This window comes from Gordonibacter sp., from assembly GCF_036667095.1.
Lineage (GTDB): Bacteria > Actinomycetota > Coriobacteriia > Coriobacteriales > Eggerthellaceae > Gordonibacter.
In genome coordinates this window covers 1-16,236 of sequence record NZ_JAVWUP010000019.1, presented here as the reverse complement: position 1 = coordinate 16,236, position 16,236 = coordinate 1, and the positions used below count along the sequence as shown (strand labels likewise).

At 61.9% G+C, this 16,236-nt stretch carries 16 protein-coding genes; 1 reads left to right on the top strand and 15 read right to left on the bottom strand.

Annotated elements, in window-relative coordinates; translation table 11 throughout:
• Positions 1-16: 16 nt before the first annotated feature.
• The 15 genes from rpsO to RR842_RS03495 form a co-directional block, all read right to left on the bottom strand.
• Positions 17-304 carry a 30S ribosomal protein S15 gene (rpsO, locus tag RR842_RS03565; RefSeq protein ID WP_332513034.1) on the bottom strand — a complete coding sequence of 96 codons (288 nt, stop codon included), beginning with the start codon at positions 302-304 and terminating at the stop codon, positions 17-19.
• Between the two features lie 350 nt (positions 305-654).
• Positions 655-1,818 carry a HAMP domain-containing sensor histidine kinase gene (locus RR842_RS03560; RefSeq protein ID WP_332513033.1) on the bottom strand — a complete coding sequence of 388 codons (1,164 nt, stop codon included), beginning with the start codon at positions 1,816-1,818 and terminating at the stop codon, positions 655-657.
• 34 nt (positions 1,819-1,852) lie between these two features.
• Positions 1,853-2,545 (bottom strand): response regulator transcription factor, encoded by a 693-nt coding sequence (locus RR842_RS03555; protein WP_332513031.1) that lies wholly within the window; start codon positions 2,543-2,545, stop codon positions 1,853-1,855.
• Positions 2,546-2,758: 213 nt separating this feature from the next.
• The gene (locus RR842_RS03550) at positions 2,759-3,013 is read right to left on the bottom strand and encodes a TIGR03905 family TSCPD domain-containing protein (RefSeq protein WP_332553587.1); all 255 of its coding nucleotides are present in this window, start codon (positions 3,011-3,013) and stop codon (positions 2,759-2,761) included.
• A gap of 14 nt (positions 3,014-3,027) precedes the next feature.
• Positions 3,028-3,798, bottom strand: coding sequence for a DNA repair protein RecO (gene recO, locus RR842_RS03545; RefSeq protein WP_332518655.1), 771 nt, complete (start codon positions 3,796-3,798; stop codon positions 3,028-3,030).
• A 6-nt stretch (positions 3,799-3,804) separates the two neighbouring features.
• Positions 3,805-5,337, bottom strand: a complete 1,533-nt coding sequence (locus tag RR842_RS03540) for a PASTA domain-containing protein (RefSeq protein WP_332728988.1) — start codon at positions 5,335-5,337, stop codon at positions 3,805-3,807.
• Positions 5,338-5,913: 576 nt separating this feature from the next.
• Positions 5,914-6,831, bottom strand: coding sequence for a GTPase Era (gene era, locus RR842_RS03535; protein WP_332553767.1), 918 nt, complete (start codon positions 6,829-6,831; stop codon positions 5,914-5,916).
• Between the two features lie 171 nt (positions 6,832-7,002).
• On the bottom strand, positions 7,003-7,476 hold the full coding sequence (locus RR842_RS03530) for a diacylglycerol kinase family protein (protein ID WP_332512768.1): 474 nt from the start codon (positions 7,474-7,476) through the stop codon (positions 7,003-7,005).
• Positions 7,477-7,523: 47 nt separating this feature from the next.
• The gene (ybeY, locus tag RR842_RS03525; protein WP_332512766.1) at positions 7,524-7,991 is read right to left on the bottom strand and encodes an rRNA maturation RNase YbeY; all 468 of its coding nucleotides are present in this window, start codon (positions 7,989-7,991) and stop codon (positions 7,524-7,526) included.
• 8 nt (positions 7,992-7,999) lie between these two features.
• Positions 8,000-8,956 (bottom strand): PhoH family protein, encoded by a 957-nt coding sequence (locus RR842_RS03520; RefSeq protein WP_332512764.1) that lies wholly within the window; start codon positions 8,954-8,956, stop codon positions 8,000-8,002.
• 284 nt (positions 8,957-9,240) lie between these two features.
• On the bottom strand, positions 9,241-10,476 hold the full coding sequence (locus RR842_RS03515) for a MiaB/RimO family radical SAM methylthiotransferase (protein ID WP_332728987.1): 1,236 nt from the start codon (positions 10,474-10,476) through the stop codon (positions 9,241-9,243).
• The gene (locus tag RR842_RS03510; protein ID WP_332565392.1) at positions 10,473-11,294 is read right to left on the bottom strand and encodes an RsmE family RNA methyltransferase; all 822 of its coding nucleotides are present in this window, start codon (positions 11,292-11,294) and stop codon (positions 10,473-10,475) included. Before RR842_RS03510 ends, RR842_RS03515 begins: the two co-directional genes overlap by 4 nt.
• A 2-nt stretch (positions 11,295-11,296) precedes the next feature.
• Positions 11,297-12,442 carry a molecular chaperone DnaJ gene (gene dnaJ, locus RR842_RS03505; protein ID WP_332512760.1) on the bottom strand — a complete coding sequence of 382 codons (1,146 nt, stop codon included), beginning with the start codon at positions 12,440-12,442 and terminating at the stop codon, positions 11,297-11,299.
• A gap of 68 nt (positions 12,443-12,510) precedes the next feature.
• Positions 12,511-13,524 (bottom strand): heat-inducible transcriptional repressor HrcA, encoded by a 1,014-nt coding sequence (gene hrcA / locus RR842_RS03500; RefSeq protein WP_332512758.1) that lies wholly within the window; start codon positions 13,522-13,524, stop codon positions 12,511-12,513.
• Between the two features lie 223 nt (positions 13,525-13,747).
• Complete coding sequence (locus RR842_RS03495; RefSeq protein WP_332728986.1) at positions 13,748-15,202, bottom strand: LuxR C-terminal-related transcriptional regulator; 1,455 nt, start codon at positions 15,200-15,202, stop codon at positions 13,748-13,750.
• A 284-nt stretch (positions 15,203-15,486) separates the two neighbouring features.
• Here RR842_RS03495 and RR842_RS03490 point away from each other — a divergent pair.
• Positions 15,487-16,236: FAD-dependent oxidoreductase (locus RR842_RS03490; RefSeq protein ID WP_332728984.1), on the top strand; the 750-nt coding region annotated here is incomplete at its 3' end.

Below are 16,236 nucleotides of genomic sequence, written 5' to 3'. Positions count from 1 at the left end.
AAGCGGGCTGTTGTTGCTAGATATTGTCGCGGATACCGAGCCTTTTGATAAGCGTACGGTATTCCTCGATGTTGCCGTTCTTGACGTACTTCAGAAGGCCGCGGCGCTTACCGATGAGCATCATAAGCCCTCGACGCGTATGGTTGTCCTTCTTGTGCACCTTCAAGTGCTCAGTAAGGTTGCGGATGCGCTCGGAGAGGATCGCGATCTGCACCTCGGGGCTACCGGAGTCGCCTTCGCCCTTGCCGAACTCTTTGACGAGTTCCTCGGTGCGTTCCTTGCTGATGCTGAGCTTGCTAGCCATATCTCCACCTTTCATGCGACGCCCTCGGTAGGCCGCCGTTTCGCGTGTTTGCATCCACGGGGGACGCCAACACCTACTATGAGCTCCGGTCTGGGTGAGCAAGCGGGTGGCGCATGCAGACCAAGGACGAAGCACCTGCCATGTGGCAGCCCGCCTATTGTAGACGAAGCCACGTGGGTCGGCAAGGGCACCATAGAGGCTGATCACAGGTTCCGCACAAGGTTCCGCACAAGCGAATCCCGACCCTTATCGCTTTGCATGGCGTGCCATGAGCCCGCATGCGAGCCACCAAGGGTTAGCCTTGCCTCCTTTGACGTGGAGCTCCTGATACAGAAGGGTTCCGACGCTCTTCACGGTTGCACAGGGGTAACGCTCGGGCCTTGGGGGATCCAGATGGTGAACGAGGTGAGCCCGGCATCGCTGGTGGCGTAGATATCCCCGCCATGGGCGCGAGCGATTTCGCGTGCGATGGCCAGGCCCAGCCCGGCACCGCCCGACCCCGACCCGCGCGAGGCGTCGGCTCGGAAGAACTTCTCGAAGATGCGTTCCAGGTGCTCAGAAGAAAGCTCGCGACCGCGGTCGGTAACGGTAAGCTCCCACCACACGAACCCGTCCTGCCCACACGCAAGCCCTGTGCGCACGTTCACTCGGGTGCCGGTATCGGCATAGGCTACCGCGTTTTTCAACACGTTGTTCAACACGCGCGCCACACGTCCTGCATCGGCGAACACGGGCAGCTCGTCGGGTCCTTCGAACACCAACTCCAACGAGCGGCCCTCGGCCACCGGATAGAACTCGTCGACGACCTGGCTCACGAACAGCGCTCCGTCGAACCGCGAGCGCTCGATGGGTATGGCCTGCAGGTTGTAGCGGGTTATCTCGAAGAACTCGTCGAGCAGCTCCTCCAAACGGTACGCCTTTGCCAAGGTGATGCCCGTATAGCGCGCCCGCACGTCCAGTGGAAGGCTGGGCGACTCATCGAGCAGCGTCAGGTAGCCGATGATGGAGGTGAGCGGCGTCTTGATGTCGTGTGCCAGATACACCACCAGCTCGTTCTTGCGCTCCTCCGCCGCCTTGGCTGCCCGTTCGTTTTGCTCGCCTTGCGTCTTGATGCCGTTCAGGAACAGCGCTGTTGGCGCCAGCTCGCTGGGCAGGATGATAGGACCCTCGCGCTTGGCCAGCACGTCGGACGTGGAGTCTAGCAGCAGGTCGAAGTAACGCAGCGCCCGGTTGATGCCGCTGCGCACGATGAGCACGACACCTAGAACGAAGCCGGTGATAACCAGAACGAAAAAGAGGGTTTGCAGGGAGCCGTGCACCGTGTGGCTGCTCAAGACGAGGTCGAATATGAAATCCGAGACCATGGTTCCGAACGTAGCCATGAAGCCCATGAACAGGACGAAGTACACCACGGCGAACAGCACGACGTTCACCAACGTACGGCGCAGGATAGCATTCGACAGCCTGCGCGTCTGGTCTTGTTTTGCCGCCTGGGTGAAAGAGGCCGTTTCCATTGCATTGCTCCTTACGCTTCGCATGATGCAAGTGCTACCCCAGCTTGTAGCCCACGCCCCATACCGTTTCGACGAACTCGCGGGAAGAATCGATGTCGGACAATTTCTTGCGCAAATGACGGATGTGCACCATGACCGTGTTGTTGCTCTGCACGTTCGGTTCCTCGCCCCATACTTCCTCGAACAAGTCGCGCGAGGCAACAGGACGGCCCGCAGCTCGCAGCAAGCAGGCCAGTATGGCAAACTCCTTGGGCGTGAGGGTCAACGCCTCGCCATGAAGCGTCGCCACATAGAGATCCTCGTCCAGCGCGATCCCCAGCGCTTCGAGCACAGAGCGCTCGCCTGTGCGCCGGGCGCCATCCGACCCTGCGGTACGGCGCAGCCTTGCCCGGGCGCGGGCCAGAAGCTCGCGGGGCTTAAAAGGCTTCACCACGTAGTCGTCGGCTCCCAGCTCGAAGCCGACGACCTTGTCGATCTCCTCGTCTTTCGCCGTGAGGAAGATGATGGGCACCGAGCTTTTCCGCCGCAATTCCCGGCAACAGGAGAACCCGTCCATGCCGGGCATCATGATGTCGAGCAGAACCAGGTCGAACGGCTCCTGCTCTGCCGCTGCAAGCAGATCGGCACCGGCGTAGAACGCATGCGCCTCCAAACCGTTGCCGGCAAACAGCTGCACTACCAAGTCGGCGATAGCCGCCTCGTCGTCGCACACTGCAACGCGCTTCATCTCGCCCACCTTCGACCCTTTCGTCCCGCATACGCCCTGTCGGGCATCCGTGCGCGATTCTCTTGCTCTAGAAGCTATTGTATAGAGCGGCATCGTGTGTCAGCGCCCTGTCCGGTCAATATTAAGGAAAACTTAACGTTTTCGTAGCCGTATCTTCGACCGCATTCTCTCGCAGTGCCGCCACCTCTGGGTGTATGCGGCAGCTTGAGCGCCCTAGCCAGCTTGCGTGCACTGTGCTTCGCGAAGGGCGCAGACCAGTTGATCGACGCACGACGTCTTGCGGTTGCCGCAGGTATTGCCCTCCCAGAGCTCGGCTATCTGGTCGACGGTCATGCCGCGGGAGACTTTTGCGATAGCCTTCAGGTTGCCGCTGCAGCCGCCCTCAAACTCGACGTTAGACACCGCATCCCCGTCCAGCTCGACACGGATGGCGCGCGAGCAGACGCCGCGCGGGGTGAATACATGCATAGTGCTCCTCTCGATCAGAACAAACCACAGGTAAACAGGAAGTTGAGGGATTTCAGATTTGCTCCGACATGTTCGCGTATCCATTGCTGGCAAAAGCGCAGGACGGCGAACGAAGACGACAAATCGATGTCCATTTCGCCGATCTCGGCAAACGTCGAGCAGAGCAGCGCCCTGCACCAGCCAATGGTATCGGGTGGAACCGCGATGGCCTCCACGCGCGAGCGGCAGGCGGTACAGACGACGCCGCCTTCGCTGTAGGATACGAACACCGGTTGGTCTGCACGATCCAGCACGACCTCGCAACCGCAGCCGACACAAGACGCCAAACTCGGACGCAGACCGGAAAATGCAAGTGCTTTCAGCAGGTGGGCAGCGCAGATGGTAGGGGCTTGGGCAGGTTCCGCCACATCGAGACGCGCGAGAGCCGCTTCGGTGAGTGCAAACAAGCGGGGGCTTTCCAGGCCCGCTTGCGTTACGCGATCCAGAAACTCGGCCATAGGCGCCGCCGCCGCCGCATGCTCCATATCGCGGCGAATGTGCTCGTTGCTGGCGGCGATCCGCGCTTCCTGCACGATATCCAAGCTGCGGCCCTTCGCGCAGAGCACGTCTACGATCGCGTACAGCTCAAGGCGCGCGGCAAACGAACTCGACGGCTTGCGGGCGCCCTTGGCGACCACGCGCACCTGTGAGCCGTCCTCGGCCAACATGGTCACGATAAGGTCGCTCTCCCCCAGCTTCGTCTTGCGCAGCACGATGGCGCGCGCCGTGTACGTCGCGCTAGCCACGGAACGTTAGGCGATGCTGACGACGTTGTTAGCATCATCCCAGGTAATGGTGGCGCTTTTCTGCTTGGCGGAGCCAGTGACCGTCTCGCCGTCCAGCGTGGTCACCGCACGTCCGGTAATGGTGAACGCCGTCTGGTTATAGCCCGTGTACGACACCGCATCAACCGAGTCGATACGGTAGGTGGTGCCGCCTAGGCTGATGGTACCGGCACTTGCCAGGTAGTCCTTCGCAATCGGCAGCAGCACGCTCGAGCGCGACACAGCCACATTCATGGTAACGGTCGAGCCGGAAGCAAGTTTCGTCCCGGCAGCAGGGTCAATGCTCACCACAAGGCCCTCAGCTACGTCCTCGGTGTAATAATACTGGACATTGGCCGTGTAAGAAGCCTCCTTGAGTGCGGCAACCGCCTCGGCGTTCGGCTTGCCCACCACATCGGGCACGACATAGGGCACAGCGACCGTCACTGCGACAGGGGTCGATGCCTTGGCTTTCTGGCCTGCGGCAGGCTCCAGGGAAAGCACCATCCCCTCGGCATCGTCGGACTTCACTTCGGCGAACGTCACATGGTCGAACCCTGCTTCGTTCAAAAGCTTGCCCGCCTCATCCCTCGTCTTGCCGGCCACGTCAGGGATCGTGCGGGGCACGGCCACCTGGAGGACCACTTCGGTGCCCTTCTCGGCACGTGCTCCCCCGGTCGGGTCCATGAACAACACCAATCCTTCGGGCTCATCGGACTTGACCTGCACGGAGCGGACGGCAAAGCCCTTCTCTTCCAGCTGGTAGGTGGCATCGGCCTGCGTCATGCCCACTACGTTGGGCGGCATCTTGCCGCCCCACAACTCCATCTGGTAGGTAATGCCCACAGCAGCTGCCGCCGCCACAACCAACACAGCCGCCACGATAGCGACGATGCGCCCCTTGCCGTGCTTCTTCGCATTAGGGTCGGGAGCGCGAAATTCTTTTTGCTTGGGTGCCGGGGCATCGTCGATACGCGGCATCTCCATGGTGCCGCCCGAGCGCCACGCCGATTGAGGCGGCGCATAGCCGGCATCGACCAGGCATTCGTCCAGGCCGGAAAGATCGGCGGTGACCGAGGCATCTAGGTTCTGGCGCAAAGCAGGTGCCGTTGCCTTCCCGCCATCGACCGCATCGATGTCGATATCGTCGAAGTCGAACTCGTTACCATCCTCGTCGACATCCACGCCCGCAAGGCCTATCACCGGAAGCTGCGACGGGTCCAAAGGACCCGAACCCTGCGTCATGCGCGGCGAGGTGGCCTCGGCCGGCTGGGAGGCGGGTGCCTCTTCCCCCGAAAAGCCCTCGTCACCGGAGGGTTGGGAGGACTCCGGTGAAGCCGCGTTCTCGACAGCCTCGTAAACGGGGCCGTCATCTTGGGCATCCGACGCGACGGCGCGCAGCGCCTCGTCGCTCGTCGACGCAGCAGCTACGGCCGCCATGCGGCCGGTAAGCGGAAATCCGCATTCGTTGCAGAATTTCGCGCCTTCTTTATTGTCAGATTGGCAGTTCGGACAGATCATGTTCCACGGCTCCCTCGAAGCGACGGTCTCGCTTTCATATTGTAACGGAAAAACGAGCCGGGCAGCGGCGCATCCGCTCGATCGGCGTTTTCGCAACAATACCTGCAAGAAGTAACAATCTTTCGCTCCGCCCCTTTTTTGGTACACAATCCTCGCAAGACTCTAGCCCTCAGTGTCCTTCGGTGCGCTCAGCCGCACATTACGCGCTGCAGTCGGCGCATAAATCGATGCCAAAAGGTCATGGACAAAACTAGGCTACAGGGCTGCCAAAACGCCATCCATAGGTACCGTTAACACACAAAAGGCCAGGTCGAGAATCTTCGCCTGCCCCATCGCGCCGCTGAAGATTGCCCTGAGATCCGTTTTTGTCCACCTCGTGCCCGCCAGTCCGTAATGCAGCCGACTCTGCGCGGCTTTGAAGGTATGGCTATACGTGCCGTCGGCATGCTTCCGGGCGATCGTGCGTCAACGAGGAAGTCGAAACATCCGCATATCATGCTCCCGTACAGGCAGAGATGACAATGTCAGCTAACGCACGCGGAGGTTAAGGTCGCCGACCGTGGATTCGGCGACCCCTTACGCACCTTCTCCGTAACCGAAGCGGCGGATCTGGCTGGCATCGCGGCGCCAGTTCTTCTTAACCTTCACCGACAGGTCCAGATACACACGCGTGCCGAGCAACTGCTCGAGGTCAACGCGGGCCTCGGTGCCGATCTGCTTGATGGCAGCGCCCTTTTTGCCGATGATGATGCCCTTCTGGCTGTCGCGCTCCACGTACACGACGGCGAAGATGCGGTGCAGGTCCTTTTTCTTGTCATACTCCATCTCTTCGACGCGAACGCCGATGGCATGGGGAACCTCGTCATGGAACGAGCGCAGTATCTTCTCGCGGACGAATTCGGCCACCACCACATCGATAGGCTGGTCGGTCTCCATGTCGGCCGGGAACCACTTCGGGCCCTCCGGCAGCAGGAACACCACTTCCTCCACGAACGCGTCCACGTTCTTGCCCGACGCCGACGACAGGCCCACCATGGCATCCCAGGTACCCAGCTGCTCGGCGGCGGCGCGTTGACGGGCGATCTGCTCGTCGTTTACCAGATCGAGTTTCGACAGCACGCATATCTTCTTCGAGCGTACGCGCTTGAGCTGCTCGGCAACCCACTCGTCGCCACGGCCGATGGGCTGCGATGCATCGATGAGCATAGCCACTACGTCCACATCCTCAAGCGCCTTCAAAGCCGAGGTGTTCAGCTCCTCGCCCAGGGCATCGTGAGGCTTGTGAAGGCCCGGTGTGTCTACCAGGATCAGCTGGAAGTCCTCGCGCGTCACTACGGCGCGGAAGCGATGGCGCGTCGTCTGCGCCGTATTCGACGTGATGGCGATCTTCTTGCCCATGATAGCGTTCACCAGCGTCGACTTACCGGCGTTCGGGCGCCCGATCAACGTGACGAACCCCGACTTGAAGCCGGTCGTGCCTTCCGCGTTTTCCACAGTTGCAACCTTTCTTGATGCCGTCCCGACGGGCGGCCGATAATCTTCATAGCAGGCAGGCTTACGGTCGCCCGTTTCAACATGATGGGAAATCACCTGGCCGACCGCTCTTTTCATTCTCCACAAGCATCCCACCGCAGGATAATCCCCAGAGGGACTCCCGAAGCGACGCTATCCCGCCACAAGCGCCAGCACACGCGGCACGAACACGATCAACGCTACCGCAACGGCAGCCAAGGCGCAGATAAGAACGGCGCCGGCAGCACAGTCCTTCGCATGACGGGCAAGCTGGTGGTAGTCGGGCGACACGAGGTCTACCACAGCCTCGATCGCCGTGTTGAAGCATTCAGCCGCAAACACGGCGGCGACAACCAGCACGATGGCGGTCCAGGAGGCCGCATCGATTCCCAACGCAAAACCCAGCACGACGGCAAGGGCCGTCACCGCCATATGGATCTTCATATTGCGCTGGGTGCGCACCGCGTGGGCGAATCCAGCGCCTGCGCACGAGAAAGCGCAGATCAGCGAGAAACGCGAGCCGCGCTCCTTATCAGCCTCGTTACGGACGAAGCTGTCCTTGCCGCAGCAGGCAGGCTCCTTCGTATCCATGCGCGCCGCGCTCGGCGCCGAGCCATTGTCGTCCATCCCAAGCTCCCCTCGCATACGGCTCCCTACTCCGCGCCTAGCCTTCGCTAGACCGTGCGCTTGGACCAATCCTCCAGAATGTCGGCCTCGCGCTTCTCCATGGCTTCGGCCTCATCGTCTTCCGCGTGGTCGTAGCCGCACAGATGCAGCAGGCCGTGCACCAACAGCAGGCTGATCTCTTCTTCGAAAGAAGTGCCGAACTCGCGCGTCTGGCGTGCAGCCACGTCGGGCGCGATGACAACGTCGCCCAACTCGAAGATAGGATCTTCGGCAAGCGTCATGGCAGACAGATCGTCGTCCACACCATCGCACTCGAACGACAGCACGTCGGTAGGACCGGATTTCCCGCGGTACTTCTCGTTCAGCTCGGCGATAGCCTCATCGGTGACAAAGCAGATGGATACTTCGGTATTGAACGGCTTCTCTTCACGCGCCAACACGAACTGCGCCAGCTCGTGCAGCGGCAGTTTCTCAAGGTCGTCTTTGCGGTAATCGTAGCTGATCTGGATATTCATAAATCTCCTTATGCCTTCCTTGACGCTTCGTCGTAAGCCGACACGATGGCCGCCACGAGCGAATGCCGTACTACGTCCTTGCCGGTAAAATCGGCGAACGCGATGTCGTCTATGCCTTCCAGTATGCTGCGCACGCCCTTGAGGCCCGAAATGCCGCGGGGCAGGTCGAGCTGGGTCACGTCGCCCGTGACCACCATCTTGGAACCGAAGCCCAAACGCGTGAGAAACATCTTCATCTGCTCGGGCGTGGTGTTCTGCGCCTCGTCCAAGATGATAAAGCTGTCGTTTAGGGTGCGCCCGCGCATGAACGCAAGCGGGGCGATCTCGATGACGCCGCTTTCGATGAGCTGGGTGGCGCGCTCCCTATCCGTCATATCGAACAGCGCGTCGTAGAGCGGACGGATGTAAGGGTCCACCTTCTCGGTAAGCGATCCGGGTAGAAAGCCCAGGTTCTCCCCTGCCTCGACGATCGGGCGGACGAGGATGATACGGCCGACCTCCTTGCGCTTGAGCGCCGCCACAGCCATAGCCATGGCCAGGTAGGTTTTGCCCGTGCCCGCAGGTCCGATGCCGAACGTGATGGTGTGTTTGCGAATGGCATCCACGTAGCGCTTCTGCCCCGGTGTTTTCGGGCGAATAGCGCGACCCCGGTACGTCAGCAGAACATCTTCGCGCAGTGCGCGGGGCGAAAACTCGGCCGTGCGCATGAGCTCGATGGCGCGGCGCACGTAGTCGGCCGTGGGAGCATCGCCGCCTTCGGCCAGCTTGATGAAGTCGGAGAACAGCGCCGTGAGCGACTGCACTTCCAACGGATCGCCTTCCAAAACGATGGTGTCTCCGCGCACCGTGATGCGCGCCTGAAACGCGTCTTGCACGATATGGAGGAACTCGTCAGCCTGCCCTACGACAAGTGCCATGCTCACGCTTGCCGGGGCGGTTAAGATAATTTGCGTCTGATCTGTCATGTAGTCATTGTATCACGGGGCGGGCGGGCGCAAGCCCGTTGTTATTGAAGCGTGACGGGGAAGGCACCTCGGGCGGCCCGGTAGGCGAACAGCGCCTTGGTCTGGTCGAGCTTGAGGCACGCCGATCGCGCACGCGAGGGGGGCATATCCGCTGTGCAGGCGCACGGCGGTAATGGTGGGGGCATATCCGCTGTGCAGGCGCACGGCGATAACGCCGAGCTGCGGGTGCGCCGATCGCGCACGCGAGGGGGGCATATCCGCCGTGATTGCCGTGTTCGCTGAGCCTATTTTGCCGGAACCTGCACAGCGAGGGGAGGTGTCGGCAGTGCCACGGCCACGAGCGCTCCCGGTACCGCGCCAGCAGGCGCCTCGACCTCGAAATAGCTCTCAGTCGTAGCCTTGCCAGCTGTCTCTACCAGCACCAGTTCGGAGGTGCCGCTCCGACGGGCGCGGTCGGCGCTGCGCAGCCGGAAAGCTAACTCCCTGAGGCGGCGTGCCCGATCGGCCTTGATCTCGGGCCGCACTTGGTCCACACGATCCGCCGCCGGCGTTCCCTCGCGGCGCGAGTACGGGAACACGTGGATCTTCGAGAAGGCGCACTGCCGGACCACGTCGAGGGTTGCCGCGAAATCGTCCTCGTCTTCGCCGGGAAATCCCACGATGACATCGGTCGAGAGCGAGAGCTCCGGCACGGCAGCGCGCAGCCGGTCGACGAGCGTGCAGTATTCCCTTGCGTCGTAGGGGCGCGCCATGTGCCTGAGCACCTTCGAGCTGCCGGACTGCAGGGGCAGGTGCAGATGCCGGCACACGCGGCCTTCCGCCGAGGCGAGCAACGCCACCAGGTCGTCGCCCACGTCCTTCGGCTCGATGCTGGATATACGGAAACGCACGCATGGCTCGCCTGATGTGGCCTGATCGGCTGTGGCGGCCAGCAGGCGCTCCAACAGCCCCGCGAGCGTCAAGTCCCCCCAACAGTAGGAGCCCAGGTTGATGCCCGAGAGCACGATCTCGCGCACGCCTGCTCGCGCATACGCCACGGCTTCGTCTATCACCTCGTCGGCATCGCGGCTCCATGCGCGCCCTCGTGCCACATGCACGATACAGTACGTACAGGCATTGTCGCACCCGTCTTGTACCTTGATGCCCACGCGCGTGGGGAAGGCACCGCCCACGCGCAGCACCGGACGCGTACTGACCGCACGCCCGGCGAGCTCTTCGAGCAGAGCGCCCTTTGCCGCGGTTTCGACACGGGGATCCATCACCTCGAACCCGGCAGCGTCGATGGCGGCAGCGCACCCGGTGACGACCACGCGCGCATGCCCGTTCGCACGCAGGGCGCGATGCACCGCCTTGCGGGTCTTCTTCTCGGCCTCGCCGGTAACAGTGCAGGTATTCACCACGATCAGGTCGGCATCGGTGGGCGCCGCCTCGCTGCCTCCAGCTGCGAGCAGGGCTGCTGCGATAGCATCGGACTCAACCCGGTTCACCTTGCAGCCTAAATTGACGATAGCGAACCTCATCGCACGTCCCTCTCGAAGCTGCTACGCGAGACGTTGCCCAAGCCGCCTAACTCGTAGAGCGCGAGCGCGCTTGCCACGATGCCGGCTGTTTCAGTGCGCAGGATGGAGGGACCCAGCGACACTAGGGAGGCGCGCTCGTTGCATTCCAGGAAGGCATCGACCTCGCGCTCGGTCAACCCGCCCTCAGGGCCCACCACCACAGCGATGCGCGCCTCGTGGGCAGGTACCCGGCATCGCTCGATACCGCTCCAGAGAGCCGAGGAGAGCCGTGCCGTGCCGGGAGCCTCCTCCCAGCACACCAAGATCGCTGTGGCATGCGACAGCGCGGCGCATGCCTGGTCGAGCGTCGACGGAGCGCATACCTCGGGTATTTCGCATTGCCCCGACTGCATGGCGGCGCTCTTAGCTATCGCCTGCCAACGCTGTGTTTTCGCAGCCGCTTTCTTGGCGTCCAGCTTCACGATGGAGCGCTCGCACGCAAGCGGAAGGAACCCGGCGACGCCCAGCTCGGTGGCGTGCCGGATGACGGCCTCCATCTTGTCGCCTTTGGCGAGGCCCTGCACCAGCAGCACCGTCGCACCCGGGCGCGGCACCTCCAGGCGCTGCGCGATGCGCACCAAGGGCACCTCGTCGCCAACGGAGACGATCTCGCATTCGAAGTAGTCCTGGGCGGCATCCACCACGGCCACATGCTCGCCGACAGCCAGCCGAAGCACGCGAGCATGCTTGGCATCGTCGGGCGCGAGCCGCAGCGGGAACACTGCCGTCTCCTCGGCGGCCACCACCTGGTTCTCAAGGTAGAAATGAGGCAGGGACATGATCAGTTGAAGGCGTCGCGGAGCTTCTGGAGGGGCGTGCGGACATCAGCCACGTTCTCGCCCATGTCCTCGGCCAGCTGCTCTAAGAGCTCGCGCTGCTTTTTGGTCACCTTCTTGGGCACTACCACGTTCACATGGACGTACATGTCGCCGCGCGCTTCGCTGCGGAACTTCGGCATGCCGAATCCCTTCACGCGGACGACCTGCTCGTTCTGGCAGCCTTCGGGAATGCGCACTTCGACCTTCTCGTCCTCAAAGATGCCGTCGATCTCGATATCGGCACCGAGCGTTGCCTGCACGATGGAGATGTTCGCCCGTGCATGCAGATTGTCGCCGTCGCGCTCGAAGAACTCATGGGGCTGGATGCGACACGTGACGATAAGGTCGCCGGCCGCCGCACCCTGTAAGCCCGCCTCGCCGAATCCGGACAAACGCAGCTGCTGGGAGTCGCGGATACCCACCGGTACTTCCACCGTCACGCGTTGGCGGTCGGGCACGCGGCCCTGACCTTCGCATTCGGGACACGGATTCTCGATAGAGCGCCCGGTGCCGCCGCAGGTCTTGCAGGTAGTAGCCGACTGCATGTCGCCCAAGAACGTATGCTGCACGGTAACAACGCGGCCTTGGCCGTTGCAGTCGGGACAGGTGACCTCGTGGCCGTCGGGGCCGAGGCCCGACCCGTCGCAGTCAGGGCACGGGGCCAAACGATCGTAGACGATCTCCTTCTTGGCGCCAGCTGCCACTTCTTCAAGCGTCAGGCGCAGGCCCACGCCCATATCGCGGCCCTCGCGGCGCTGCTGCTGGCGGGCGCCCCCGCCCTGTCCGCCGAAAAACGAGCTGAAAATATCGCCCATGCCGAAACCGCCGCCGAACAAATCTTCGAAATCGACGTAGCCGTTTCCGCCTCCGTAGGGGTTTCCGCCGCCTGCTGCGCCCGGAATCGTGCCGAAGCGGTCGTATTGGGCCCGCTTGTTCGCATCGGACAGTACGTCGTACGCCTCGTTCAATTCCTTGAACTGATCTTCGGCATCTGCTGCCTTATTCACGTCCGGATGGAGTTCGCGCGCACGGCGGCGGAACGCCTTTTTGATTTCGTCATCAGTGGCGTTCTTGGAAACGCCCAGAACCTCGTACAGATCCTTGGCCATAGCTCTGACTAGTACCTTTCCTCGTAAGGCGGCGACACTCCCCTCACACGTGTCCGCCGCACAGTATCCTATACGTCTTGCAGGGCCGCGCTTGCAATGCGCACGGCCCGTATTACCTTCGAATAGTCCATGCGCGTGGGGCCGATGACGGCCACCACGCCAGCCGACTCGCCGCGTCCGTAGCGGCTTGCCACCACCGACACCCCAGCCAGCTCCGCCGCATCGTTCTCGCGGCCGATGCGCACGCACGGTGCCCCATCGGCCTGCCGTACGGCATCGTCGAGGAGGTGCAGCAGCACGGTGTCGTCCTCGAGCACCTGCATGACGGGCAGCAGCACCTGAGACTGACTGAACTCCGGCTTCGTCAGAAGGGAGCTCACGCCCAGACGGTGAGTACGCGACAGTTCGCTTTCCTGCAGGCACGACAGCACCTCTTCGAGCACCAGGCGCACCAAAGGATCGTGTAGGGCCTCCATCATGCCCCACTCCAAGCCTTCCTCGATCTGCTGGAGCGACTTGCCAGTGAACACATCGCCCAGAAACGCCTGGACGTGCGCCAGTTCGTCAGGCGACACCGGTTCGGCGAAATCTATCTGACGGTTGAACACCTGGCCGTCTTCGGTAACCAGCACCACCAGAGCGCGGTGCAGCGTAAGCGAGATAAGCGAAAGCTGCTTGATGTGCAAGTTGAGCACGGAAGGCGCCAGCACGATGGACAGGCAGTCCGTCAGTCGCGTCAGCGCCGACGAGGTCTGCTCGAGCAGGGCGTCCAACTCGCTCGCACTGCGGCGAAGCTCGTCTACGGCGGTGCGGCCGCTCTCCTCGTCTCCGGAGAAGCCCGTTTCCAGCAGACTGTCGACAAAGGCACGGTAGCCGATATCGGTGGGTATGCGTCCAGCCGACGTGTGGGGTTGCGTGATGTAGCCGCCGTCCTCGAGCACCGACAGCTCGTTGCGTACCGTGGCAGGGCTCACGCCCAGCTGGTAGCGTTCCGTCAAGGTGCGAGACCCTACGGGCAGAGCGCACGCGACATACTCTTCTATAAGCGCGGCCAACACCCGTTGCCTACGATCCGATAGCACGCCTCTCCACCTTCCTTCTCCGCAAATGGGTCTCGTTTTCTCCTGGCCAGCATGCTCTGCGCAGGCGACCGCAGCGACTCCCTCTCTCACAAAGAGCGCTGACGTATCATTTTAGCAGCCGATGCAAGAGAGTGCTAAAGAAAGTGAGGGAAATGTAGAGAAACCTGCTTAATGCCACAGTTGTCCCGCTCCGACAACGCAAGGCCAGCCAAACGGTCCGCCCCTACGTGAACAGATCGATCAGCTCTTGCTTAGAATGCACCTCCATCTTCGCATAGATGTTCTTGATATACCCCCGCACCGTATTGGGCGACAAGTACAAGGTTGCGCCAATATAGGTTGCCGTCCTGCCCCGCGAAAGATGCTCGAGGATGTCAGACTCCCGCTGCGTCAGGCGATAGCGGCTTGCCAGCTCTGCCGCCCTGCGCTGAAACGCCTCGTCGTGAGAGACCGGTGGGGTCTCTACAGGAATCTCCCGACTGCGCTTGCGAAGCATGTAGAGCAGCACCAGCGACAAGAGGTAGATCACAACCACGATCACCAACATGTTCTTGAACGAGGTCGCAGCATCTATCGCCGCAAGGGAGGTTCCGAGGAAAAGCCCCGCCATGGACGAAAGCCGGATAAGGAAGACCGACATTCCCATGAAAGCGTAAGGGTTCAAAGAACGGCGGCTGCCTTCACTGATGATCAGGCACATCACGCTGGTGGCAACGAAGGCATGGCCCGTCACGAACGCTGCACTGAAAAAATATCCGTACTGGAAGTCCACTAGGGGCCATGCGATCAATATGCCCGTGAGAAGGGGGAACAGCATCCGGTAAGCCTTCGACGCGCTGAACACCTTAGGCAAGGAGAACACCGCGACGAAGAAAACGATGGAGGCGAGGCAGGTTCCCAGAGACGACGCTTCGGAAGACCCGTCGAACCCCGCCCCCTCCCGGAACATGAAACCGTTGATGATCCCGACGGCGCATCCTAGCACCAGAAGCGAGACAAGCCCCTCCCCGATAAAAACCAAGCCTTGCAGGTGCTTCCTGAAAGAGGGCGGTGCCTTTTCAAGGCGATGCCTCGGCGAGGCGGAAGTCCGTTTTGGCACCTCGATCGCCAATCGCCCGCGCTCCATGCAGCACAGGACGGCACTCGTCACCAGGAAGACCGCCGTCGCCGCGAACTTCACGGGTGCGGCACCGCCCTGCAGGGCAAGCGAGATCGCCGACGCCAGCAGCATGGATGCCGCCAACGTCTTTGCCGCATCGGAAGGGCCGAGCCTCGAGAGCAGCTCCACCCAAGCAAGCGTGAGCATGACCGTGGCGCACCCGTGCACCATCGCCACGGCAAGTAGCGCAGCCTGCGAGGGCAGCTTGGCCAAAGCGCCTGAAAAGGAAAACACGGCAACAGCGAGAAACACCGCAGTGGGGACGATGACGGGCAGAGAGAACGCGCGCAAGAGCCGCGAGAAGACCGCATACACCACGATCGCCTCGGTTGCCAGGACCATCAGCGCAGACAGTATACTGAACTCGATCCCTGAGATGAGAATGAAAGAACCGTCCGTAGTGAAGCCCGCCGTAGCGTAAAACGTCGATTGAGCAACCTTGAACGAGGCAAACCCGAGCACCGTCAGCAACGCTAAAGAGCTCTCCTTCAGGCAAGCGATGATGTTCCCGTACCGCATATCCCCCCTCGCACAACCCAATCGCCCTATCCGCTGCATTATCCACCCGAACGTGCTGCATGCCAACCTTCAGAGAGGGAAAACATGCCCGTCGACCGCTATTCAACCCAAAATGAGGGGTACGGAAAACCCAGAATGGGAGAGGCGACCCAAGCAGCCGCCCTCTAGGCTTTTATCTGGCTGCGGCGACCCTGTGAAAACGCCGGCAGCCAGAAAGCAAACGGCATGGCCCGTCATCGCCGGCTTACGGCAGCGGGCCATGCAGCAAACGGAGGAGGCAAGGCATGTCGCGCAGGAATTTCATTGGAGGGACTGCGCTGGGAACGGTCGCGCTTGCGGCAGGAGCCCTCGCGGGGTGCGCCCCGAAAAGCTCTGGGGAGGAAGCCGGTTCGACGCAAACCTGGGACAAGGAAGTGGACCTGCTGGTGTGCGGCTGCGGCGGAGCAGGCATGGCCTGTGCGGTAGAGGCCAAGGACAACGGCGTAGAGAACGTACTGATCATCGAGAAATCGGCCAACATCGGAGGAACGACTACCACTTCGCAGGGTATGATCGCAGGCTACGGCACGCAAATCCAAAAAAAGCAGGGCATTGAGGTTACGTACGACCAGATGTACGCGAACCTTATGAACAACGCCTCCTACCGCCTCGATCCCGCCTTGACGAAAATCACTGTGGAGAGCTCCGGCGAGACCATAGACTGGCTCATCGATCGCGCGAAAGTAGGATTCACCGACGAAGTGAAGGTATACTACGGCCCTTTGCCCATGATGCATATCGTGAAGGACGGCGGCGCGGGCTTTGCTTCGGCCTTCTCGGCACTTCTTGACGAGCTTGGCGTGGACATAGAGAAGAACACGAAGCTCGTGGAGTTGGTGCTCGACGACAACGGGGCTGTGGCGGGAGCCGTCGTCGAGGCGAAGGGCAAGGCGCTGCGCATCAAAGCAAAGGCGCTCATGATAGCAACCGGCGGGTTCGCCTACAATCCCGACCTCGCGGCGCGCTTGGACCCCGAGAAGGCCGGCACGTTCGGC